Origin of the sequence: Nonomuraea sp. SBT364 (genome assembly GCF_001083785.1) — a bacterium.
In the GTDB taxonomy this organism is placed as follows: Bacteria; Actinomycetota; Actinomycetes; order Streptosporangiales; family Streptosporangiaceae; genus Nonomuraea.
In genome coordinates this window covers 39,317-62,561 of sequence record NZ_LAVL01000047.1, presented here as the reverse complement: position 1 = coordinate 62,561, position 23,245 = coordinate 39,317, and the positions used below count along the sequence as shown (strand labels likewise).

Below are 23,245 nucleotides of genomic sequence, written 5' to 3'. Positions count from 1 at the left end.
AACGCAGCTTCAGCGCACGCTCCACGAGGGTCGCTCGTTGAGCGCGCGCACGTCGGAATCGGTGATCGCGTGCTGGGCGTCCGCCATGGCCGCCAGCTCGTCCGCGTCGAGTACGTCCCGGATGTCGTCGAAGCCTCCTGGCGCCCGCGCCTCCACCAGCAGGGCCATCTCGTCGGCCGGCAGCGAGCGATGCCCGAGCACCAGCTTCGAGGTGACCGGCCGGCGTTCGGCCTCGTAGCCGGCCAGGGCCTCGGCCGGGTCCGCGGTCGTGGCCAGGTGCCGGGCCAGCGCCCGCGCGTCCAGGACGGCCTGCGACCCGCCGTTCGAGCCGACCGGGTACATCGGGTGCGCGGCGTCGCCGAGCAGCGTCACCCGGCCCGTCCCCCAGAAGGGCAGCGGATCGCGGTCCACCATCGGGTATTCGAGGATGCGCGCGGAGGAGGCGATGAACGACGGGATGTCGAAGTGCCGGTACGCCCAGCCCGCGAAGTGCGGGGCCACGTCCTCCAGCCGTCCCGGCCGCGACCAGTCGGCCGCGCCGATCTCGCCCGGCTCGGCCACCCTGACCTCGGCGACCCAGTTCACCCAGCGCGGGTTGGCGGGGGAGATGTGGTAGGAGACGAACTTCCCGGCCGCGTTGGTCCCGGAGACGAGCACGGTCGAACCGTCGAGCACCCGGTCCGCGTCGGCCACCCCGCGCCACATGCGGATCCCGTTCCAGAGCAGCGGGTCGCCCGACGGGTGCAGCTGGGCGCGGGTCGCCGACAGCACGCCGTCGGCGCCGACCAGCACGTCGGCCCTCTCGCGCAGCACCCGCCCCGACGCGGCCTCGCGCAGCGTGACCGTGACTCCGGCGGAATCCTGCTCGAACTCCTCGACCCGGACGCCCAGCCGTACCTCGCCCACCCGCTCGCGCACCGCGGCGAGCAGGAGCATCTGCAGCTCACCCCGGTGGATGGAGTACTGCGGCCACCGGTAGCCCGCCAGCCGGCCACGCGGCAGCGCCAGGATCTGGCCGCCGAAGCGGTCGGTGAACGTCATGTACGTGGTCTCGACGCCGGTCGCGGCCAGCTCGGCGGCCAGGCCCAGCTCGGTGAGCTCGCGTACGGCGTGCGGCTGCAGGTTGATGCCCACGCCGAGCGGCAGCATCCGGGCCGCGCCCTCGACGAGCACGCAGTCGATCCCCGCGGCGCGCAGGCTGAGCGCGGCCGTCAGGCCGCCGATCCCCCCGCCGACGATCATCACCCGCATCGGATGTCCCCCTGTCATGAGACGGGGAGCGCCACCCCGGCGCCCCCCGGGGCGGTCACCTGGGAACGGCCTCGATGAGACTCGCCGCCGCGCCCAGCTCGATGACCTCCCTCAGCCGGAGACCGGCCTGGTCGAGCAGCCTGGTGTACTGCGCCGCGCTGCGCTCGGTGCCGCCGTTGAAGATGGCCAGCATGCGCATGTCCAGGTCCTTGCCCAGATGCGGCGCCTGGTCGTCGGGCAGCACCACTTCCAGCACCAGCACCCGGCCGTCGGGCCGCATCGCGGCGCGGACGTTGCGCAGGATCCGCACCGCGTCCTCGTCGTCCCAGTTGTGCAGGACGCTGGAGAGCAGGTAGACGTCGGCGCCGGCCGGCACCGCGTCGAAGAAGCTGCCCGCGACGACCTCGGTCCGGTCGGCCAGGCCCTCCGCCGCCAGCGACTCGACGGCGCTGTCGGCCACGTGGTCGAGGTCGAACAGGATGCCGCGCATGCCGGGGTTGGCGTGCAGCACCGTGGCCAGGATGTGCCCCCGGCCGCCGGCGACGTCCACCATGGACCGCGCGCCGGCGAAGTCGTAGCGCTTGACCAGGCCGTCGGTGAACGTGATGGCCCGGGTGGTCATGTACTCGTCGAACAGGCGGCTGGCGTCCGGATGCGCCGACAGGTGGTCGTACAGATGGCCGTAGCGGCGGGCGAACGCCGAGCTGCCCTCGCGGACGGTGGACGGCAGGTTGCCCATGGCGTACCAGAAGCTCTCCTCGCCGAGCATGCGGATCGAGCTGCGGATCGAACCGGGCACGTCGGAGCGCAGCGCGGTGCCCCGGGCGGTCAGGTCGTAGCCGTCGTCCCCGTCCGGCCGGACCAGGTCCAGGCCGGCCAGCTCGCGCAGCACCCGCCGGAGCGCGGGCGGGTTGGCCCCGCTCCGCCGGGCCAGCTCCTCGGTGTCGAGCGGCCCGTGCGCCAGATGGTCGGCCAGGCCCAGCTCCGCCATGGTCAGCAGAGCCGCGAATCTCGAAATATCAGATACGGCCCCCCAGAGGAGGTCATCAGATGGGGACATGTGCCCTTCCGTTGAGGTGAGAGGTCAAACCGTGCGGTTGGCCTGCCGGTGCCACACCAGCACCCGGCGCTCGGCCAGTACGAAGAGCGCGTTGACGACGTACCCCAGCACGCCCAGCAGCGCGATGGCCGCCCAGACGCCGGGCGCGTCGAAGCTGCGCTGCGCGTACAGGAGCTGGTAGCCGATGCCGTCCGTGCCGCCGAACAGCTCGGAGATCACCATGAGGATCAGCGCGAGCGACAGGCTCAGCCGCAGCCCGGCGAAGATCTTCGGGGAGGCCGCCGGGATGACGACCACGCGCAGGCGCTGCGCCCTGGACAGGCCGAACACGGTGGCGGTCTCGGTGTAGGTCCGGTCGATGGCCCGGGCGCCGTCGATGGTGTTGAGCAGCACCGGCCAGATCACGCCGAACACGATCACGGCCAGCTGCGTCGCCAGCGCACCCTGCAGCAGGACCACGAACAGCGGCAGCAGCAGGGGCGGCGGGATGGCCCGGCTGAACTCGATCAGCCCGTCGACGTAGTCGGTGGCCACGCGGGAGCGGCCGAGCAGCACGCCCAGCACCACGCCGATCACCGAGGCGAGGATCCACCCGCTGAACATACGCCCGAGGCTGGGCAGGATGTTGTCGATCGCGTCATCGGTGAGGAACAGCCGGGAGACCGGGCCCGAGAACCACAGCTCGTACATGCGCCCGACGATCGTCGTCGGCGGGGGGAAGTCGAGGTTCCCGACCGCCCGCGTCACGAGCTCCCACACGATGAGGACCAGGGGGACGAACCAGAGTTTGTTGAGTGTCTTCACGACCGTGCAGCTCCCGTCCGCAGCGCGTGCCAGCGGAACAGGCGACGCTCCCCGGCCAGCAGGGCGATGTTCGCCAGCACGCCGAAGACGCCCGCCCAGACGGTCGCCGCCATGATGAGGTCCATCCGGTTGGCGCTGCCGGCCACCACCACGTAGACGCCCAGCCCGTCGGCCCCGCCGGCGACCAGTTCGGCGCTGACGGCGAGCACCAGCGCGATCCCGGCGGCGATCCGCACGCCCGTCGCGACGAACGGCGCGGCGTTCGGCAGGCTCACCCTGCGCAGCACGGCCAGCTCCCCGAACCCGAAGGTGCGCAGGGAGTCCTTGGCCAGCGGATCGACGTCGTGCATGCCGTACAGCGTGTTGATCAGGATCGGCCACAGCGACGCGAACACGATGACCGAGACCTTCATCCACTGGTCCGAGGGGATCAGCAGGATGGCGAGCGGGATGATCGCGACCGAGGGGATGGGCCGCAGGAACTCCACCAGGGGCCGGACGGCCCGCTCCATCGGGGGCACCGCGCCGAGCAGCACGCCCAGGGGTACGGCCACGGCCACGGCGATCAGCAGGCCGAGCCCCCAGTTGGCGATCGTCGTCAGGCTTCCGGCGACGAAGTCCGGGTCGGCGGGCAGCCGCACGGCCTCCAGGAAGACGGCGGACGGCGCGGGGAAGAGCAGGTCCTCGCTCATGACGAAGCGGATGAACACCTCGCCGGCGACAAGGAAGCCCGCGGCGCCGATGACGCCGCGGGTCAGGCGTGCTCTGTTCATCCGCTCGTCGGCGCCGGCACGATGACTGAGGAGACGTCGATGGGGTTGCTCAGATACTTGTACTCGGCCATGAGGTCGGCGACCTTCTGCAGCCGGTCCACGTTCAGCTCACTCGGGAACGTGCCCAGCGTGATGACGGACGCGGTCTTCGCGTCGATCTTCGTGTACGTGGGGATCATCTTCTCGATCTCCTTGCGGTCGCTGGAGGCGAGCTCCTGCGCCTTGGAGATGGCCCGCTGGAAGGCGGCCAGCGTCTTCGGGTACTTCTGCACCCACTCGTCCGTGGCCATCCAGCCCGCGATGGGCAGGTTCTCGGTCTGGCCGGTCATCGTGTCGGCCAGCTTGGTGAAGCCGAACGCGCTCTGGTTGGCCGTGATGAACGGCTCGGTGATCCAGCCCGCCTCGGCCTGGCCGCTGTTGATCGCGTTGCCCATTTCGGGGAACGGCTTCTCGGCGAATTTGACGTCGTCTTTAGTAAGCCCGGCGACCTTCAGCTGGGTCTCGACGGCGAGCTGCGCGACGTTGTTCAGGTTGTTGACCAGGATGGTCTTGCCCTTGAGCTGTGCCACCGTCTTGATGGGCGAATCCTTGGGCACCATGATGTTGAAGGTGTTCGGACCAGCCTGGTACATGTCGGCGACCAGTTTGATCTTCTCGCCCTGCGCCACGGCCGCGAAGGTCGAGACGTAGTTGGTCTGCGAGATGTCGAGCTCGCGGTTCTTGATTTTCGGGATGGCCGCCGCGCCGCCGGTGATGATTTCCGGCTCCACCGTGAGGCCTTCCTCCTTGAAGAAGCCCTTGGCGTTGGCGATGTACACCGAGACCGGGTCGGGGATGGGGAGAACCCCTACCTTGATGGTCGTCTTCTCGAGCCCTGAGCTGTTCGCGGACGTCGCGGGGGCCTCCTCGCCGCCACCGCAGCCTGCGAGAGTGAGCGCGAGCGCGGCGCCGACGACGACCGCGCGACCGCGCAATGTGGGTGTCATGGGGGGGTCTCCTACCAGGGGGGAAGCTTCTAGAGACTGGCAATCGAATGCCGGGCGTGAGCGTACCGGAGCAGGGGATCATACTTGAAGCGCTATGCCGCGTATATGTTATTTTTTCTGCATTAATGTGTAATCATTACGATATGCGGTCAGAAGCTGCCTTATTGAGCCTTACGGGGGATATGTCCGGATTGGAGTGGTCGCGCTCCGTGTATGAAACCTCGCGACGTGCACCAAGGTGAGGTTGGAACGGTCTAATACTTGTGAGACGTTGGCTGAACTATGAGGTTTGTGCTCAAATTGGGCCCGAACTTGCCTGCGATCACTCCGTCGGCGCGACAAAGCCGCTCATTCCCCCCACCAGCAGGCCATGGCGAGAGGCTCCACAGTGAGGACAACAACGACCGAAGCCGGTCGTCGTAGGGCTCCAGACATGCCGGAAGAGCCCGCGCCGGCTCGGGCGCCCGCGCCGGAACCGCCCAAGCCGGGCAGCACGTTCGCGCTGCGCAACTGGCGTGTGCGCACCCGCCTCATCGCCCTCATCGCCATCCCGACCATCGTCGGCGTGATCCTGGGCGCGCTGCGCATCACGACCTCATTCAGCAGCGCCCAGGAGTACCAGCGCATCGGCGAGGCCGCCGCGCTCGTGGTGCAGATGGGCGAGCTCTCGCGCGAGCTGGCGCTCGAACGTGACCTCGCCACGCGCTACGTCGCCCAGAACAAGCGGCAGGCCGACCTCCAGAGCCTCAGGTCGCAGTACGAGATCGTGGACGTGACCGTGAGGCGGGCCGAGGAGGCGGCCACGGCCGCCGAGGCGTCCCTGTCCGACCTGGGCCGCAGGCGCCTGGCCAACCTCCGCGTCCGGCTGGACCAGATCCCGTCGATGCGCGAGACGGTCACCAAGTCCCAGCTGCCGCCCCTGCCGACGATGGAGAAGTACTCCGAGACCATCGCCGAGCTGCTGCAGCTCTACGACGAGGTGTCACAGGGCTCGACGGACGAGCAGCTCACCGCGACGAGCTCGGCCATGCGCGCCGTCGCCAGGGTGGAGGAGGAAGCCTCCAAGCTGCGTGCCCTGCTGTCCATCGCGCTGATCCGGGGGGAGTTCAGCGAGCCGGAGTTCAACGCGTTCCTGGACGCCAGGGCGCGGCGGGAGAGCGAGCGGACCTCGTTCCGGGCCGTGGCCACCGCGGCCCAGCGCCAGTTCTACGACAACACCGTCACCAACCAGCACATCGGCCGCGCCGAGTTCTACGTGGCCAGGGCCGTCTTCCTGCACAACGGCGGCGCGCCGCTGCAGCGCCTCGACACCACGTCCAGGAACGACGTCACGCTCTGGTTCGACGCCATCAGCGAGACCGTCAACAAGCTGCACGTGGTGCAGAAGTCGCTGTCGCAGCAGATCGCCACCCGCAGCACCGACCTCCAGAGCAGCGACCGTCAGGCCGCCGTGATCAGCATCGGCGTCGTCGTCGCGCTGCTGCTGCTGGTCCTCGCGGTCACCGCGGTGATGGCCCGCTCGCTGGTGCGGCCGCTGAGGCGGCTGCGCGGCGACGCGCTCAAGGTCGCCGGCAGCACGCTGCCCGAGCTCGTCCGACGGCTCCGCGACAACGAGGTCCAGCCAGAGAAGCTGCACGTGCCGCCGATCGACGTGACCTCCAAGGACGAGATCGGTGAAGTCGCGCGGGCGTTCGACGAGGTGCACCGCGAGGCGGTGCGCCTGGCCGGTGAGGAGTCGCGTCTGCGGTCGAACGTGAACGCGATGTTCGTGAACCTGTCGCGGCGCAGTCAGACGCTGGTGGAGCGGCAGATCACCCTGATCGACGGGCTGGAGCAGGGCGAGCAGGACGAGCAGCGGCTGGGCAACCTGTTCAAGCTGGACCATCTGGCCACGCGTATGCGTCGCAACAGCGAGAACCTGCTGGTGCTGGCCGGTCAGGACCCGCCTCGCCGGTGGAGCCAGCCGGTCAAGCTGGTCGACGTGGCCCGCGCCTCCCTGTCGGAGGTCGAGAACTACGAGCGCGTGCTTCTCCAGGTCCCCGACGGCGTCTCCGTCGCCGGTCAGGCCGTCAACGACGTCATCCACCTGATCGCCGAGCTGGTGGAGAACGCCCTGTCGTTCTCCCCGCGCGAGACCCGCGTGACCGTCTCGGGCAGCCGGATCGACGGCGGCGGCGTCATGCTCTCCATCACCGACTCCGGCATCGGCATGACCCAGGAGGAGCTGGCCCAGGCCAACGACCGCCTGACGGACGCGCCCACCGTCGACGTGTCCGTCTCGCGGCGCATGGGCCTGTTCGTGGTCGCCAGGCTGGCGCACCGGCACGGCATCCGCGTCCAGCTCAGGCCCCAGGGCGGCGGCGGGCTCACCGCCATGGTGCTCGTCCCCGAATCGCTGCTCGGCGCCCAGACGCCCGCCTTCGACAGCCAGGCGGCCGCCTCCGCCGCCACGGCGGCGCCGGCCGCCCCCCTCGCCGACCGCGGCGGCCGCATGGACGCCTTCACCCCCGCCCAGCCGGCCGCCGCCGCCGCGCCCCAGTGGCAGAGCGGCGGCTACCAGATTGGNCCTCCTACCCGGGCGCCGACCCCACCGGGTCCTGGCCGTCCGCCCCGCGGTGGCCCTCCGAGACCGACGGCTGGCCGTCCGACCCGCGCAGCACCAGCGGCGGCTACGACACCGCCGACGTGTGGATCCCCTCCCGCGTCCCCGGCGGCTGGGCCGGCGACAGCAACCCGCTGCCCAAGCGCCCCACCGAACAGCCGCCACCCCGCGAGTTCGACGACTGGTCCGACACCGCCACGCAGCAGCGCCAGCGCTACGACTTCCCGGAGACCGAAGCGGCCGCCACCGGGCCCATGCCCGCGGTGGGCGGGAGCGCCCCCTCGGCCGGCGACGAGTTCCTGCCGATCTTCGCCTCGGTGGAGTCGGCCTGGTTCGAGCACGGCGGCAGCAGCGCGAGCTGGGGCTCCTCCACGGCCGACGCCGGCTGGAGCGCCGCCCAGGCCGCCGCCGAGCCGGTCCGCGACGGCGCGACGGCGTCCGGGCTGCCCAAGCGGGTGCCCAAGGCCAACCTGGTGCCCGGCTCGGCCGACACGGCCTCGGCCCCGAAGGGCGTCGTCCCGATGCCCTCGGTCTCGCCCGACCGGGTACGCAGCCGTCTGTCCAGCTTCCAGCAGGGCTTCCGGGCGGCACGCGACGACATCAGCGGGGGCAGGGCATTCTCCTCTGACCCGAGGAACGAGAACAGGGAGGAGGGCGCGTGAACGACCTGAGTCATTCGGCGCGCGGCGTCGACTGGCTGATCACCGACTTCGTGAGCACCGTTCCCGGTGTGGCGCACGCGGTGGTGGTGTCTTCCGACGGGCTGCCGCTGGCGGCCTCGTCGGGGTTCCCGGCGGACCGGGCCGACCAGCTGGCCGCCATCGCTTCCGGCCTGATCAGCCTGACGCAAGGCGCGGCCCGGGTGTTCGAAGGCGGTGCGGTCAACCAGACCATCGTGGAGATGCAGCGGGGGCTGATGCTGATCATGGCGATCAGCGACGGCTCCTGCCTGGCCGTGCTCGCGGCCCCCGACTGCGACATGGGACTGGTGGCTTACCAGATGACGTTGATGGTGGATCGCGCCGGACAGGTGCTTACCCCGGCGGTGCGCGCGGAGCTGCGCGCCAGCCAGACCAGGTGATGTAGGTGACGGACCCGAGATGGAACAGCGGCGGCTGGGACCCCCAGCCGCCCCCGCAGCCGGCCCACGACCCCGCGTCGCCGGTCCGTCCCTACGCGGTGACCGGTGGACGGACCGCGCCCAAGCTGAAACTGGCGATGGAGGCGCTGGTGTCGTCGGCGACGGCCGAACACCGCGAGTTCTCCCACATCACGCCGGAATACCAGGCGATCAGCCAGCTCTGCCGGCAGGTGCGCTCGGTGGCCGAGGTCTCGGCGCTGCTGCGGATGCCGCTGGGCGTGGTGCGGGTGCTGATCGCCGACATGGCCGCCGAAGGCCTCGTCCGCGTCCACCAGCCACAGCTGGAGGCCGGAAGGCCGGATGTCAACCTGCTTGAAAGGGTGCTCAGTGGACTTCGCAGGCTCTAGCCCCGGCCTAACCTCGACGAAGATCGTGGTGGCCGGCGGATTCGGGGTGGGCAAGACGACGTTCGTCGGCGCCGTGTCGGAGATCATGCCGCTCACGACCGAGGCCGTGATGACCGACGCCTCGGCGGGCATCGACGATCTCGGCATGACCCCGCTCAAGTCGACCACCACCGTCGCGCTCGACTTCGGCCGCGTCTCGCTCGACCGCGACCTGATCCTGTACGTGTTCGGCACGCCGGGACAGCACCGGTTCTGGTTCATGTGGGACGACCTGGTGCGTGGCGCCATCGGCGCGGTCGTGCTGGTCGACACCCGGCGGCTGGCCGACAGCTTCCCGGCCATCGACTACTTCGAAGAGGCCCAGCTGCCTTTCGTGGTCGGGATCAACGGCTGGGAGGGGCAATATCCGCACACCGACTCGGAGGTGCGTGACGCGCTCACGCTGGCGCCGCACATCCCGCTGGTGAGGCTCGACGCCCGTTCCAAGGACTCGGTCAAGAGCACGCTCATCAACCTGGTCGAGCACGCGCTCTCGGTCCGGATGGCCGTGCCAGGCTGGAACGGCTAGCGAAGCGGATAGGCTGAGACCAGACCCACATTCGCTTTCGAGGACTGGCCAACCACGTGTTCGAGACGCTATCCGACCGGCTGACATCGGTCTTCTCCTCCCTCCGATCCAAGGGGCGACTGTCCGAGGCGGACATCGACGCCACCACCCGCGAGATCCGCATCGCCCTGCTCGAGGCCGATGTCGCGCTGCCGGTGGTCAAGGCGTTCGTCGCCCAGGTGAAGGAGCGCGCCCGCGGCGTCGAGGTCTCCCAGGCGCTCAACCCGGCGCAGCAAGTCGTCAAGATCGTCAACGACGAGCTGATCGAGATCCTCGGCGGCGAGACCCGCAGGCTCCGCTACGCCAAGACGCCGCCGACGGTCATCATGCTCGCCGGCCTCCAGGGCGCCGGCAAGACCACGCTGGCCGGCAAGCTGGCCCGCTGGTTGCGCGAGCAGGGCCACGTGCCGCTGCTCGTGGCCGCCGACCTCCAGCGGCCCAACGCCGTCGGGCAGCTTCAGGTCATGGGCCAGCGCGCGCAGGTCGCCGTCTACGCGCCCGAGCCCGGCAACGGCGTCGGCGACCCGATCGCCGTGGCCCGCCAGTCGATCGACGAGGCCAGGCGCCAGCAGCACGACGTCGTCGTCATCGACACCGCGGGCCGCCTGGGCATCGACCAGGAGATGATGAAGCAGGCCGCCGACATCCGCGACGCGGTCCGGCCCGACGAGGTCCTGTTCGTGGTCGACGCCATGATCGGCCAGGACGCCGTCACCACGGCGCAGGCGTTCATGGAGGGCGTCGGCTTCGACGGCGTCGTGCTGACCAAGCTCGACGGCGACGCCCGCGGCGGCGCGGCCCTGTCGGTCAGGCACATCACCGGCCGGCCGATCATGTTCGCCTCCACCGGCGAGAAGCTGGAAGACTTCGACGCCTTCCACCCCGACCGGATGGCCTCCCGCATCCTCGACATGGGTGACATCCTCACCCTGATCGAGCAGGCGCAGAAGACGTTCGACGAGGAGCAGGCCGCCAAGATGGCGGGCAAGCTCACCTCGGGCGAGAACTTCACGCTCGACGACTTCCTCGAGCAGATGATGATGGTCCAGAAGATGGGGCCGATCAAGAACCTGCTCGGCATGATGCCCGGCATGGGGCAGATGCGCGACCAGCTCAACGCCATCGACGACCGTGACCTCGACCGCATCGCCGCCATCATCCGCTCGATGACCCCCGGCGAGCGGCAGGACCCGAAGATCATCAACGGTTCCCGGCGCTCCCGCATCGCCGCCGGCTCCGGCGTGACCGTCAGCGCGGTCAGCAACCTCGTCACCCGCTTCTTCGAAGCCCAGAAGATGATGAAGCGGATGGCGGGCGGCATGGGCATCCCCGGCATGCCGGGCGGCAAGGGCAAGGGGCAGAAGGCTCAGAAGAAGGGCAAGAAGGGGCGCCGGGTGAGCGGCGACCCGCGCAAGGCGGCCCTCGGCAAGCAGGCCCAGGAAGCACCCGCGGACGAGCCCAAGCCTGGCGGCGTGCTGGGCAACCTCGGCGGCGCGCTGCCTCCCGGCATGGAGCTGCCGCCCGGTTTCGACCCGTCGAAGCTCAAGCTGCCCGGCCAGAAATAACTTTTCGCGGCGTGGCCAGGGCGTGGAGTGCGGGGCACTGCCACGCGTCTGGCACAATGGCATGTTGGAACACCGTGACCAGGCGGGTGCCCTCTCACCTCCCGCCGGCCGCGTTTGTCCCTGGAGTCGGACTCGCATCGTGCCCCACTCGATGAGGAGCCGCTCACCCGCGCTCTAATGCAGGAGAGACCACACCCGTGGCAGTCAAGATCAAGCTCAAGCGGCTCGGCATGATCCGCAACGCTCAGTACCGTATCGTCGTCGCCGACAGCCGCACCAAGCGTGACGGCCGGGCGATCGAAGAGATCGGCCTGTACCACCCGAAGGACGACCCTTCGCGCATCGAGGTCAACGCCGAGCGCGCCGCTTACTGGCTGGGAGTCGGCGCGCAGCCGACCGAGCCGGTGCTCAAGCTGCTCAAGCTCACCGGTGACTGGCAGAAGTTCAAGGGCGAGCCCGCCCCGGCGCCGCTGAAGGTCGCCGAGCCCGCGCCCGACCGTCACGCCCTCTACGAGGCCGCGGCCAAGGAGACGCTGTCCGGTGGCGACACCGGCACGGCCGCCACCACGCCGAAGAAGGCCAAGAAGAAGGACGAGGCCGAGGCCCCTGCCGAGACCCCGGCCGAGGCGGAGGCCTGACGTGCTCGAGGAGGCTCTCGAGCACCTCGTTAAGGGCATCGTCGAATTTCCCGACGATGTCCGGGTCCGCGCACGCCGCATCCGCAGCGGGCGCGTCCTGGAGGTCCGGGTGCACCCCGAGGACCTGGGCAAGGTCATCGGACGCGGTGGGCGCACCGCCAAGGCGCTGCGCACCGTCGTGAACGCCCTGGCCGACGGGAAGTACGTCCGGGTCGATCTGCTCGACCTGGACGAAGCGGTCCGTTAGCGTCAGGAATTCCCGCGCCCTCATCGGTTGCCGCCGGTGGGGGCGCTCCGCGTTGGAAAGAGGTAGAGGTGCAGCTGGTCGTCGGCCGGATAGGCCGCCCGCACGGCGTACGCGGTGAGGTGACCGTCGAGGTGCGCACCGACGATCCCGAGGCGCGCTTCGCCGCCGGCATGTCGATCGCCACCGACCCGCCCGGCAGGGGGCCGCTCGTGATCGAGAGCCGCCGCTGGCACAAGGACGTGCTCCTGATCGGCTTCGCCGGCGTCGCCGGTCGCGACGGTGCCGAGGAGCTGCGCGGCACCATGCTGGTCATCGACTCCGCCGACGTGACGCCCTCCGACGACCCCGACGAGTTCCACGACCACCAGCTCGTCGGGCTCGCGGTCGTGACCACCGGCGGCGAGCCCGTCGGCGAGGTCACCGACGTGCTCCACCACGGCCAGGACCTGCTCGTCGTACGGCGCGTCGGCGGCGGGGACGACGCGCTCATCCCGTTCGTCAAGGCCCTGGTGCCGGAGGTGGATCTGGAGGGCGGCAGGCTGGTCGTCGACCCGCCGGAGGGCCTGCTGTGACCCGCCTCGACATCATCTCGATCTTCCCCGAATACTTCGCGCCGCTCGACGTCTCCCTCATCGGCAAGGCGCGCGAGCGCGGCATCCTCGACGTACACACCCACCAGCTCCGCGACTGGGCGCACGACGTGCACAAGACCGTCGACGACACACCGTACGGCGGCGGTCCCGGCATGGTGATGAAGCCGGAGGTCTGGGGCGAGGCGCTCGACGAGATCATCGGCGACGGGGCGCCGCGCGTGATCGTGCCCACGCCGAGCGGCCGGCCGTTCACCCAGGAGCTGGCCCAGGAGCTCGCGGCCGAGCCCTGGCTGCTGTTCGCGTGCGGCCGTTACGAGGGCATCGACTCGCGGGTCATGGCCGAGTACGGCACGCGGCTGCGGGTCGACGAGGTGAGCATCGGCGACTACGTGCTGGCAGGTGGCGAGGTGGCGGTGCTGGTGATGGTGGAGGCCATCGGCCGGCTGCTGCCCGGCGTGCTCGGCAACGCGCACTCGGCCGTCGACGACTCCTTCGCGCCCGGCGCGATGCGCAACCTGCTGGAAGGCCCCGTCTACACCAAGCCGCCGGTGTGGCGGGGGGAGGGGGGGGCCGCCGTGCTGCTGTCCGGCCACCACGGGAAGGGCGCCCCGGGGGGCCGTGACGAGGCGCTGCGCCGTACCGTCGCCAACCGGCCGGAGCTGGCGGCGGCGATCGACCCCGCCCCCCCCGCCACATCCCGTACGTCCGCCGCCTCTCCAGCGGGACGGTTTCGCACGGTGGCGCGTACGCCGGTCCGTCGCTGGGCTGTCGTGAGGCGCGCCAGGGCGACGAGCACCCGCGCCCGCGCCTGCCGGGCCCCGAACCCGCCGCTCCCCGACGCCTCCAGCGCCCGCTCGAACCGCCGCCGGGCCTCGGCGGCGTCGCCCGCGGCCAGGGCGAGCTCACCCAGCCCCACCTCCACCATGACCGGCGCCGTGCCGCGCCCGGCCCGCAAGGAGGCGTCCCCGGCCCGCCGGTAGGCGGCGGCACCGCCCGGCAGGTCCCCTTCGCGCACCAGAGCCTCGGCCTGCCGCCCGAGCACGTCCGCCATCTCCTCCAGCGCCCCCAGCTCGCCGAGCAGCTCCAGCGCCTCCCGCCACATCTCCCCGGCCCGCCGCCAGTCGCCGCGCCACCCGGCGACCAGGGCCAGCCAGTCCAGCCCCTGAGCGATCCCCCACCGCTCACCCACCGCGCGGAAGCGCGCCAGCACGTCCTCCAGATCCCGCTCGCCCCCGGCCGGATCACCGTCGATCACCCGCAGCAACGCCCGCCCGAGCCGCCCCAGCGTCAGGCTCCACGGATCGGAGCCCAGCACCCAGTCCGTCTCCGGCCCGACCGGCCGGGCCGGCGGCCCCATCGTCATCCCCCACAGCGCGGCGGTGAACGGATGACGCAACGGCCGGTCCAGCCCGGCGATGAACGCCGCCGCCCGATCCCAGTGCTCCGCCGCGGCCGGGGGTACGGCGTGCACCACGCACATCACGTACCCCTCCTCCAGCCCTTCGACGGGCCGCCCGATGGCCTTCAGCAGCTCCGCCGCCGGCTCGCCGGCCTGGCTCCGCCGCCCGCTCAGCCACCAGTACGACGCCAGCACCGCCACCATGCGCAGCGCCCTGTCACGGTCGTGCCGGACGGCCCAGCGCAGCGCGCCCATGAGATTGCCGTGCTCGGCGGACAGCCGCCGCAGCCATTCGAGCTGCTCACCGCGCCGCAGGTGCGGATCGGCGCGCTGCGCCAGCTCCTCGAAACACCGCCCGTGCCGCTCCCGCGTCCACTCGAGCTCCCCGGCCTCGGCCAGCCGTTCGGCGCAGAACAACCGGATCGTCTCCAGCATCCGGTATCGTCCGCCGGCGCGCTCGACGAGCGACTTGTCCACCAGATCGCCCAGCAGCCCCGCCGCGTCGTCGAGCCCGCACACCTCCTCCACCGCCGCCAGCGTCGCGCCGCCCGCGAACACCGAGAACCGCCGGGCCAGCGCCTGCTCGTCCGCGTCCAGCAGATCCCAGCTCCACTCGACGACCGCGCGCAACGTCCGGTGCCGCGCCGCCGCCGTACGATCTCCCCGCGACAGCAGCCGGAACCGCCCGTCCTCACCCAGCCGCGCGGCGATCTCCGCCACCCCGAACGACCGCAGCCGGGCCGCCGCCAGCTCGATGGCCAGCGGCACCCCCTCCAGCGCCGTGCAGATCCGTACGACGGCCTCCACGTTGCCGGGCTCCACCACGAACCCCTGCCGTACGGCCCCCGCCCGGTCGGCGAACAACCGCACGGCCGGATAGGCCAGCGCCCCGGCCACCTCCCTCGGCTCCGCCGGCTCCTGACCGGCGGGCGGGGTGCTCAGCGGCGGCAGCGTCACCAGCGCCTCACCCGTGATCCCGAGCGGCTCCCGGCTGGTGGCCAGCACCCGCAGCCCCGGGCACTCGCCGAGCAGCTCCCGCACCAGCCCGGCCGCGGCGCCCACCACGTGCTCGCAGTTGTCCAGGACGACCAGCGTCTCCTGCCCGCCGAGCGCCGCCGCCAGCCGCCGCACGGGGTCCACCGCGTACGGCGCGCGCAGCCCGCCCTCCCGCACGCCGAGCGCCCCCAGCACCACGCGGGCGATCTCCTCGACCCCCGCACCGCCGTCATCCCCGGGAGCCTCCGCCAGCGGCGTCAGATCGACGAAACAAGCCTGCACACTTGCAGCCGCGCCCGTGTTCGCTCCCGCGCCCGTGTTCGCTCCCGCGTCAGTCGCGTCAGTCGCGTCGGCCGCGTCGCGCGCGGCCGCCTCGAGCGCGAGACGGGTCTTGCCGGTGCCGCCGGGGCCGACGATGGTGACCAGCCGGGCATCCCGCAGCCGCCCGATCAGCGCCAGCTCCTCCTCCCGGCCCACGAAGCTCGTGAGCTGGGCAGGCAAACCGCGCCGCACCGAGGGCACGGGCGCGGAGGCCCGCAGCACGTCGAGGTGCGCACCCGCGAGCTCGGCACCGGGATCGACCCCGAGCTCATCCGCCAGCAGCCGCCGCCCCTCCTGGAACACCTCCAGCGCCTCCGCCTGCCGCCCCGCCGCGTGCAGCGCCCGCATCAACTGCGCCCGCAGTCGTTCGCGCAGCGGATGCGCATCCACCAGCCGCCGCAGCTCCGCCGCCGAAGCCCCCTCCGGCAGCCCGAGCTCGGCCTCCGCCAGATCCTCCAGAGCCCCGAGCCGCAGCTCCTCCAGCCGTGCCGCCTGCGCCCCGCCCGAGGGCAGATCGCTCAGCGCCGGCCCACGCCAGAGCCCGAGCCCCTCCCGCAGCAGGGCCGCGCCCCGCGCGTGATGCCCCGAGGCCACCAGCCGCCGCCCTTCCCGGGCGAGGCGCTCGAACCTGTGTACGTCCACGTCGTCCGGATCGACCGCCAGCCGGTATCCGCTCCCATGGAACTCGACCAGCCCCGCCCCCAGCCCCCGCCGCAGCCGCGACACATGAGCCTGCACGGCGTTGGCCGCCCCCGCCGGCGGATCCTCCCCGTACTGCCCGTCGATCAGCTCCTCGACGGGCACCACTCGTCCGGCGTTCAGCAGCAGCATCACGAGCAGCGCTCGCGGCCGCGGCCCGCCGACGGTCATCACCTCACCGGAAGATCCGCGCACCTCCAACGCCCCAAGGACCCCGAACCGCATGCGCCGATTCTGCCCGATCCCGCTCACCCGCCGGGCCGCCCGCCCCCCTGGGCAGCGCCCTGAGCGCCCTGAGCACGCTCGCCGCGAAGGGTTCCGGGTCCCGCGAAGCCGTCGCGCGCGATCCGCAGGAGGCGTCGGGCACCCTTCGCGCCGCCGCCCGCGATCGCAGCCGCGTTCGCCAGGGCGAGCACGTCATCGACGGTGAGGTTCCCGTCCGCGGCGCCGGCGTCCTGGGCCCGGGCGAGAAGCTCCCGCGCTGTCGATCGCATGGACGTGTGCCAGCGCTCGAACAGTTCCGTGCGCCGCGCCGCGTCGTTCTCCGTGGCGGCGAAGGCCAGGCTGCGCTTGGTGGCGACGTGCGTGACGAAGTCGTCCAGCCAGGAGTACAGCGCCTGATCCGCCGACGCGGACTCCAGCAGGGCGGTGCCCCTGGCGCACAACGCGGTCACCTCGTCCGCGTACACCGCCACGATCAGGTCGCACCGGGTGGGGAAGTGCCGGTAGAGCGTCGCGTTGCCGACACCCGCCCGCCGGGCCACGTCGTCCAGCGCGACCTCGGTCCCGTGCTCCCCGAACAGGTCCTTCGCCGCCGCGAGCAGCGCTGCGGCGTTTCTGGCCGAGTCGGTTCTGCGCGGTCGTCCCGCGGTGGCGGGCTTGCCCGGATGCGCCACTGTCCTGCCTCTCGGTTGCGAAACGGGGAGTTCCCCGCTTATGGTAGCGCGCCAGGACCGGGGAGCTCCCCGTATCGCTCGTCCTCACCAAAGGATCGCCATGGCCCTCACGCTTGAAGATCGCTTCGTCATCGCCGAGCTGATCGCGATGCACGGCCACCTGTGTGACAGCGGGGAACTGGACCGCCTGGACGAGGTGTTCACCGCCGACGTGCTGTACGACGTCACCGACTTCGGGCAGGAGGTCCTGCGGGGGGTGGCGGCGTGCGCCGACGCGGGGCGTGCGCTGGGAGAGCTGAATCCGGTCGGTCATCACGTCACGAACGTCGTCCTGACCGAACAGGCCGACGGCCGGGTCCAGGCGCGGTCCAAGGGCATCGGGATCAACGCGGACGGTACGAGCGCGAGTGTGACCTACGAGGACACCGTCATGCGACTGGATCACGGCTGGCGGATCAGCCACCGGAAGGTGTTCGCCCGACGCGCTCCCCTCGGCAGATGACCAAAGGAACCACCACCGACCCCGGCGTCCCTCCCGGGCTGACCGCCGACCCCGGCGTAGGTCCCGGGCTGACCGCCGACCCCGGCGTAGGTCCTGGGCTGACCGCCGGCCCCGACGGCCTGCAGGGCAAGTGGTGCCGGTGGGCGACCGACCTCGTCGGGCATCCAGGGGCGGCGGCCTGCGGGCGAGCGATCCCGGGCGGCCGCCGGTAGGGCACGTGGTTCCCGGGCTGACCGCCGGCCCTGGCGGGGGTCCTGGGCTGACCGCCGACCCCGGCGTAGGTCCCGGGCTGACCGCCGACCCCGGCGGGCATCCGGGGGCGGCGGCCTGCGGGGCAAGTGATCCCGGGCGGCCGGCGGTAGGGCACGTGGTTCACGGGCTGGCTGCCGGTGGGGCGGTCGGCCCTGGGGGCCGTTACGGTCGTTCTCGCGGTGGTGAGTTCCCCCCGCCTCGGGGGGCCGGGTCAGCTGACCACGTCCTTGCCGCGGAAGCGGCGGAAGGCGATGGCGATGAGGATGGCCGCGTACGTGACCGACACCGAGGCGCCCCTCGCCATGCCGCTCCAGTCGAGCTCGGGCGCCAGCGCGTCGATCCAGGCGTTGTTCCAGAACGTCGGCAGGAACTCGCGCAGCGCCCCCAGCGCCTCCACCGCCTGCAGGATGGTGCAGACGATCCACAGGCCGACCGCGCCTCCCACCGCGCCCAGGGGCGAGTCGGTCATCGTGGAGATGAGGAACGCCAGGGCCGCCACGACGAGCTGGCTGACCATGGCGTAGCCGATCACGATGCCGAAACGCGGCAGGACGTCGAGCGCCGGGATGGTCTCGCCGGTGCCGGGCACCTGGATGTCGGCCCAGCCGAACGCCAGGGTGCCCGCCAGGAGGGCCATCAGCGGCAGGCTGATCACGGCGGCGGCCGAGTAGCCGAGCGCCACGATGAGCTTCTGCCGCAGCAGCCGGTCACGCGGCACGGGGGCCGCCAGCAGATAGCGCAGCGACGACCAGTTGGCCTCGCTGGCCACCGTGTCGCCGCAGAACAGCGCCACGGCGACCACCAGCAGGAAGCTCGCCGAGACCGACAGCGCGAACGCTGCGAAGTTGAGCCCGCTGGCCGTCGCCAGGTCGGAGATGCGCAGCGACGACTGGTCGCCGAAGCCGTCCGGGCCGAGCTGGAACGCGATCACGAGGATCCACGGCAGCGCCAGCAGCAGCCCGAACATGCCGAGCGTGCGCCGCCGCTTGAACTGCCTGACGATCTCGACCCTCAGCGGGAGGGTCCGGCGGGGCGAGTAGCCCGTCGCGGCGGTCATGCCTTCTCCCCGATGAGGTCCAGGAACACATCTTCCAGGCGCGGCCCGTGCCCGTTGGTCGTCACGGCCGAGCTGAGCAGCGCCGACACCGGGCCGGCCGACACGAGCCTGCCGCGCCGCATGACGACCACGTGCGTGCAGGTCTGCTCCACCTCGGCCAGCAAGTGACTGGAGACGATCACCGTACGGCCGTCGCGCGCGTAGCGCTTGAGCACCTCGCGCATCTCCCGGATCTGGGGCGGGTCGAGGCCGTTGGTGGGTTCGTCGAGCACGAGCAGGTCGGGCAGGCCGAGCATGGCCTGGGCGATGGCCAGCCGCTGGCGCATGCCCTGGGAGTAGGTGCGTACGGCCCGCTCCAGGGCGGTGCCGAGGCCGGCGATCTCCAGCGCCTCGTCGAAACGGGCGTCGGCGGCGGGGCGGCCGGTGGCGGCCCAGTAGAGGTGCAGGTTGTCGCGGCCGGACAGGTGCGGCAGGAAGCCGGGGCCCTCCACGAACGAGCCCAGCCTGGACAGGACGGGCGCGCCGGGGGTGACGGGCTCGCCGAAGATCCGGACCTCGCCGCCGTCGGGGTGGATGAGGCCCATCATCATGCGCATCGTGGTGGTCTTCCCGGCGCCGTTGGGGCCCAGCAGGCCCAGCACCTGGCCCTGCTCGACGCGGAACGACAGGCCGTCCACGGCCAGTTCGCCGTTGCGGTAGGCCTTGGTCAGCCCACGGATGTCCAACGGCACCGACTCCGGCACGGAACTCGGCACCGTCTCCGGCACGGAATCCGGTGCCGCATCGGGCGTCGCGGCCGGGACGATCCCGACCACGTCGGCCGGGGTGACGGCGGAGGTGCCGGCCGCCGTGGCCGGGGCGGGGCGGCGCCCGGTGCGGCCGGTGGCGAGGACGGCGGCGGCGACGAGGATCGCCGCCAGCGGCATCGCCCACACCCACCAGGGGATCCCCGCGGGCGGGGCGGCGAGGGTGGCGACCGTCGGGATCGACACCGCGGGGGAGGCCAGGCCGACACGGTAGGCGGCGGGCTCGGCCGGGGTCGCGTAGCCCATGTCGGTGGTGGCCACCACCAGCCGGAGCCGGTGGCCGATCTCGAAGCGGTGGTCGACGGCCGGCAGCCTGACCGTGACCTCGGCGCTGCCGGCGCCTTCCGGGATCGTCACGCGCAGGGGCGCCACCAGGCCGGCGGGCAGGGTCGGCGGCTGCACCGAGTCGGGCACGTCGAACAGCTTGGCGAACAGTGTCACCTCGCCCGTGCCGGACACCCGGATCTTGGCGGTCGGCGCGCCCGTGAGCTGGAGGGGCTGGGTGAGCGGCGCGGACTCGAAGGCGGCGCTCTGGCCCGGCATGTCGAGCGAGACGCTCAGACCGCCCTGGCCGCCGCCGAGCAGGCTGCCGACGCCCGGGACCGTGGAGATCGAGGCGGGGGAGCCACCGGGCGGGTTGACCACGTGCTGCTCGGGGCCGGAGAGCGCGACGTCGGTGACGTCGGTGCCGCCGAGGCCCGGGTAGGCCGCGGCTTCGGGGTGCAGGCGGATGCGCTGGCGGGTGCCCGGGTCGCGACCGCCGTCGCGGGTCAGGGTGAAGGCGCTGACGGGCGTCCCGGCAGGCGACGCGGCGCCCGCTTCCGCGGCCTGGGGTGAGGTGGTGCCCTCGTTCTTGAGGTAGTGGTCGAACCAGGCCGACGTCCGCTCGTACAGCCAGTCGGCCTCGCCGTCGCCGCCGTCGTGGCCGCCGTCGAACCAGGCCAGGCTGACCGGGGTGCCCGCGGCGGCGATGGCCTTGGCGTTGGCGTCGGCGTGGTCGAGCGGGAACAGCGAGTCGCGCTGCCCCTGGACGAGCAGCGTCGGAGCCTTGATCTGGCCCGCGACCGAGATGGGGCTCGACTTGCGCAGCAGCTCGACCGCCTCCGGCGTGGCCTTGCCGGTCTTGGCGACCTCCTGGTAGATCTCGCAGATCGCGGGCAGGAAGCGGCCGCAGCGCGCCTGCTCGGCGGTGAGCGGCTCGGGCCGTTCGGTGAGCGCCTCCAGGCCCTGCGGCACGCCCGCGCCGCCCCGGCCGAAGAAGATGCCCGCCCACATGCGCTTGAACACGCCGTTCTCCGGCCCCTTGCCGGTGGCGTCGGGGAAGAGCGCGTCGGCCAGGTCGGACCAGGTGATCTGGGGCACGATCGCGTCGACGCGGGCGTCGTGGGCGGCCGTCATGAGGGCGATCGCGCCGCCGTAGGAGCCGCCCGCGATGCCGACGCGCGGGTCGCCCGAGGCGTCGAGCGCGACCTCCGGCCGCTTGGCCAGCCAGTCGATGAGCTGCTTGACGTCCTTGACCTCGTAGTCGGCCGAGTTGAGCGCGATCTCGCCCGTGGAGCGGCCGAAACCGCGCGCCGACCAGGCCAGCACCGCGTAGCCGGACCCGGCCAGGCGCTCGGCCTGCTCGCGCATGCTCCGCTTGCTGCCGCCGAACCCGTGCGCGAGCAGCACCGCCGGGGCCTTGCCGGCATCGGGCGGCGGGTAGAACGTGGTGTCGATTTGGACCCGCTGGTCGTCGGCTGGGCCGTCGACGACGGTGATCATCTGGTCCTGGCCGCGCACACCGGGTGCTGACGGCCACACCAGCCACGTCGTCACCCCCACGAGGGCGAGCACCGCGACCAGCGCGGCCGTACGTTTCATGAGCCGAAATCCTACTTTCCCCACCTGAGAAAACTCTGAGACGTGATCATGTGAGGAGGGCGTACACCGTGGAGGCCCGGGCGGCGGGGTCGTCCTCGCCGACGGCCCTGAGCGTGATCTCGGCGAACGCGAGCGTGCGGCCGAGCTTGGTGACGCGGACGTCGACCAGCACGTCCTTGTCCATGACCGGCCGCTGGAACGTCGTGGACTGCTGCACGGTCGTCATCGGCACGAACCCGCCACGGGCGGCGGAGATCGCGATGACGGTGGCGGTGTCGGCGGCGGCCATCATCGCCTGGCCGCTCAGCCCGCCGCCCTGCCGGGCCAGCTCGGCCGACCAGGGCAGGCGCACCAGGGTGTGCCGCTCGCCCACCTCCTCGACCAGCAGGCCGAGGCGCTGCACCCAGGGCGCGAAGTATTCGGCGAGAATCGCCTGTCCGTCTTCTGGAGTCACGCGCTCATCCTGCACCCTGAATTTCATGAGCGAGGAGACGCCACGGCCTCCTGTGGACGACACGCCCGAGACGCCCGGCCCTGTGGACAACACCCCGCCGGACAGCACCCCGCCGGACGATGTTCTGGAGGCCGTGTTCCTGCCGTCCACGTACGAGCGGGGCGTCCCGTACGAGCTGTTCGCCCGGTTGCGGCGGGAAGCCCCCGTGTGCCGGATTCCCGAGCCCGCGGTCGGCCCCTGGAAGGAGGGCCCGGGTTACTGGGCGGTGTTCAGGCACGCCGACGTCAAGCACGTCCTGCGCACCCCGGAGGACTTCTCCTCGCACCTCGGCGCCACCCAGATCCGCGACCCCGACACCCCGGCCGACCTGGCGTTCGTCCGGGCGATGATGCTCAACACCGACCCGCCCGGCCACTCCAGGCTGCGCCGGATCGTCGCCGCCGCGTTCACCCCGCGCGCCGTGCGGGCCCTGGAGCGGGCGATCGCCGAACGGGCGCGGAGCCTGTTCGCCGAGGGGGAGTGCGACTTCGTCGAGGTGGCAGCCGACCTGCCCGTGTGGACGCTCGCGCACGTCATGGGCGTGCCGGACGGGGACCGGCGGCTGCTGCACGACTGGGCTTCCCGGGTGATCGGCTACCAGGACGCCGAGTACGCGGGCCTGTCCACGGCCGAGGCGGACGCGCTCACCCCGATGGGCCGCCTGGCAGTCGCGCGGCGCCCGGATCCGCGGCCGGGGGTGAACCCCCGCTCCAGGGCCGCACTCGCCGACATGTTCGCCTACGCCCACGCGCTGGCCGGGAACTCGGGCGGCGACTCGGTGATGTCCGCCATGCTGCGCGGCGGCCTGACGGAGGCCGAGTTCGAGAACATGTTCTTCCTGTTCGCCGTCGCCGGGAACGAGACGCTGCGCAACGGCATCCCCGGCGGCCTGCTCACCCTCCTCGCCCATCCGGGGGAGCTGGCCCGGCTGCGCGGGGACCCGTCGCTGCTCGGCCCGGCCGTGGAGGAGATGCTCCGCTTCTGGCCGCCGGTGATGGACTTCCGGCGCACCGCCACCCGTGACCTCACGCTCGGCGGCCGGCGGATCCGCCGGGGCGAGAAGGTCGTCGTCTACCACGCCTCCGCCAACCGCGACCCGTCCGTCTTCCCCGATCCGGACCGCTTCGACGTCGCCCGCACCCCGAACGACCACGTCAGCTTCGGCGCCGGTCCGCACCTCTGCCTCGGCGCGCACCTCGCCCGCGCCCAGCTGCGCGCCGTCTTCGGCGAGCTGCTCTCCTGGGACGTCACCCCGGCGGGCGCCCCGAGCCGCCTCGTCTCCAACTTTCAGAACGGTCTCAAACACCTACCGGTACGGCTGAGCCGCCGCCAGGCGTGAGCTGCCCG

19 protein-coding genes and 3 pseudogenes are annotated in these 23,245 nt (G+C 71.9%); 12 read left to right on the top strand and 10 right to left on the bottom strand.

Translation table 11 applies throughout. From position 1 onward, the window contains the following. Positions 1-9: 9 nt before the first annotated feature. The 5 genes from ADY59_RS21960 to ADY59_RS21940 are packed head-to-tail and all read right to left on the bottom strand — an operon-like array spanning position 10 to position 4,874. On the bottom strand, positions 10-1,251 hold the full coding sequence (locus tag ADY59_RS21960) for a flavin-dependent oxidoreductase (RefSeq protein ID WP_049564982.1): 1,242 nt from the start codon (positions 1,249-1,251) through the stop codon (positions 10-12). A gap of 55 nt (positions 1,252-1,306) precedes the next feature. Continuing rightward, positions 1,307-2,311 (bottom strand): methyltransferase, encoded by a 1,005-nt coding sequence (locus ADY59_RS21955; RefSeq protein WP_049564980.1) that lies wholly within the window; start codon positions 2,309-2,311, stop codon positions 1,307-1,309. Positions 2,312-2,335: 24 nt separating this feature from the next. Next, complete coding sequence (locus ADY59_RS21950; protein ID WP_082310300.1) at positions 2,336-3,115, bottom strand: ABC transporter permease; 780 nt, start codon at positions 3,113-3,115, stop codon at positions 2,336-2,338. Continuing rightward, positions 3,112-3,888 (bottom strand): ABC transporter permease, encoded by a 777-nt coding sequence (locus tag ADY59_RS21945; protein WP_049564978.1) that lies wholly within the window; start codon positions 3,886-3,888, stop codon positions 3,112-3,114. Before ADY59_RS21945 ends, ADY59_RS21950 begins: the two co-directional genes overlap by 4 nt. Beyond that, positions 3,885-4,874 (bottom strand): ABC transporter substrate-binding protein, encoded by a 990-nt coding sequence (locus ADY59_RS21940; RefSeq protein ID WP_049564976.1) that lies wholly within the window; start codon positions 4,872-4,874, stop codon positions 3,885-3,887. Before ADY59_RS21940 ends, ADY59_RS21945 begins: the two co-directional genes overlap by 4 nt. A gap of 370 nt (positions 4,875-5,244) precedes the next feature. Here ADY59_RS21940 and ADY59_RS54065 point away from each other — a divergent pair. From ADY59_RS54065 to trmD, 9 genes and pseudogenes are all read left to right on the top strand, one after another. Next, positions 5,245-7,439: pseudogene (locus ADY59_RS54065) on the top strand (sensor histidine kinase); the annotation flags it as partial. A 695-nt stretch (positions 7,440-8,134) separates the two neighbouring features. Beyond that, positions 8,135-8,557: a roadblock/LC7 domain-containing protein gene (locus ADY59_RS21910; protein ID WP_049564967.1), complete on the top strand. Its 423-nt coding sequence runs from the start codon at positions 8,135-8,137 to the stop codon at positions 8,555-8,557. Between the two features lie 5 nt (positions 8,558-8,562). Beyond that, positions 8,563-8,964, top strand: a complete 402-nt coding sequence (locus ADY59_RS21905; RefSeq protein ID WP_049564965.1) for a DUF742 domain-containing protein — start codon at positions 8,563-8,565, stop codon at positions 8,962-8,964. Next, positions 8,918-9,532: an ATP/GTP-binding protein gene (locus ADY59_RS21900; RefSeq protein ID WP_049564961.1), complete on the top strand. Its 615-nt coding sequence runs from the start codon at positions 8,918-8,920 to the stop codon at positions 9,530-9,532. The genes ADY59_RS21905 and ADY59_RS21900 overlap by 47 nt, the downstream gene beginning before the upstream one ends. A gap of 56 nt (positions 9,533-9,588) precedes the next feature. Beyond that, positions 9,589-11,136, top strand: a complete 1,548-nt coding sequence (ffh, locus tag ADY59_RS21895) for a signal recognition particle protein (RefSeq protein WP_049564959.1) — start codon at positions 9,589-9,591, stop codon at positions 11,134-11,136. A 197-nt stretch (positions 11,137-11,333) separates the two neighbouring features. After that, positions 11,334-11,774, top strand: a complete 441-nt coding sequence (gene rpsP, locus ADY59_RS21890; protein ID WP_049564957.1) for a 30S ribosomal protein S16 — start codon at positions 11,334-11,336, stop codon at positions 11,772-11,774. 1 nt (position 11,775) lies between these two features. Then, positions 11,776-12,021, top strand: coding sequence for an RNA-binding protein (locus tag ADY59_RS21885; RefSeq protein WP_049564954.1), 246 nt, complete (start codon positions 11,776-11,778; stop codon positions 12,019-12,021). A gap of 68 nt (positions 12,022-12,089) precedes the next feature. Then, positions 12,090-12,593, top strand: coding sequence for a ribosome maturation factor RimM (gene rimM / locus ADY59_RS21880; RefSeq protein WP_049564952.1), 504 nt, complete (start codon positions 12,090-12,092; stop codon positions 12,591-12,593). Next, a pseudogene (gene trmD / locus ADY59_RS48890) lies at positions 12,590-13,294 on the top strand (tRNA (guanosine(37)-N1)-methyltransferase TrmD); the annotation flags it as partial. The gene rimM and the pseudogene trmD, both read left to right, overlap by 4 nt. Positions 13,295-15,561: 2,267 nt before the next feature. On the opposite strand, the pseudogene ADY59_RS52655 reads toward trmD, so the two are convergent. Both ADY59_RS52655 and ADY59_RS21870 read right to left on the bottom strand, forming a co-directional pair. Further along, positions 15,562-16,200: pseudogene (locus tag ADY59_RS52655) on the bottom strand (AfsR/SARP family transcriptional regulator); the annotation flags it as partial. A gap of 77 nt (positions 16,201-16,277) precedes the next feature. After that, entirely contained in the window at positions 16,278-16,925 is a 648-nt protein-coding gene (locus ADY59_RS21870; RefSeq protein WP_082310299.1) for a TetR/AcrR family transcriptional regulator, read from the bottom strand. A 100-nt stretch (positions 16,926-17,025) separates the two neighbouring features. On the opposite strand from ADY59_RS21870, the gene ADY59_RS21865 reads away from it, so the two are divergent. Both ADY59_RS21865 and ADY59_RS50185 read left to right on the top strand, forming a co-directional pair. Beyond that, a complete protein-coding gene (locus ADY59_RS21865) occupies positions 17,026-17,427 on the top strand; it encodes a nuclear transport factor 2 family protein (RefSeq protein WP_049564950.1) in 402 nt (133 codons plus the stop codon). Continuing rightward, entirely contained in the window at positions 17,424-17,639 is a 216-nt protein-coding gene (locus ADY59_RS50185) for a hypothetical protein (protein WP_156325648.1), read from the top strand. The genes ADY59_RS21865 and ADY59_RS50185 overlap by 4 nt, the downstream gene beginning before the upstream one ends. Positions 17,640-17,890: 251 nt before the next feature. Here the strand turns inward: ADY59_RS50185 and ADY59_RS21860 are convergent, their stop codons facing one another. From ADY59_RS21860 to ADY59_RS21850, 3 genes are read right to left on the bottom strand one after another with little or no spacing between them, the layout of a single operon-like run. Next, positions 17,891-18,736 (bottom strand): ABC transporter permease, encoded by an 846-nt coding sequence (locus ADY59_RS21860; RefSeq protein ID WP_049564948.1) that lies wholly within the window; start codon positions 18,734-18,736, stop codon positions 17,891-17,893. Next, on the bottom strand, positions 18,733-21,405 hold the full coding sequence (locus ADY59_RS21855; protein ID WP_049564947.1) for an alpha/beta fold hydrolase: 2,673 nt from the start codon (positions 21,403-21,405) through the stop codon (positions 18,733-18,735). The genes ADY59_RS21860 and ADY59_RS21855 overlap by 4 nt, the downstream gene beginning before the upstream one ends. Before the next feature lie 46 nt (positions 21,406-21,451). Further along, positions 21,452-21,859, bottom strand: a complete 408-nt coding sequence (locus ADY59_RS21850; protein WP_197093775.1) for a PaaI family thioesterase — start codon at positions 21,857-21,859, stop codon at positions 21,452-21,454. Between the two features lie 25 nt (positions 21,860-21,884). Here ADY59_RS21850 and ADY59_RS21845 point away from each other — a divergent pair, with 25 nt between their 5' ends. Next, entirely contained in the window at positions 21,885-23,237 is a 1,353-nt protein-coding gene (locus ADY59_RS21845; RefSeq protein ID WP_082310298.1) for a cytochrome P450, read from the top strand. The last annotated feature ends 8 nt before the right edge of the window (positions 23,238-23,245 follow it).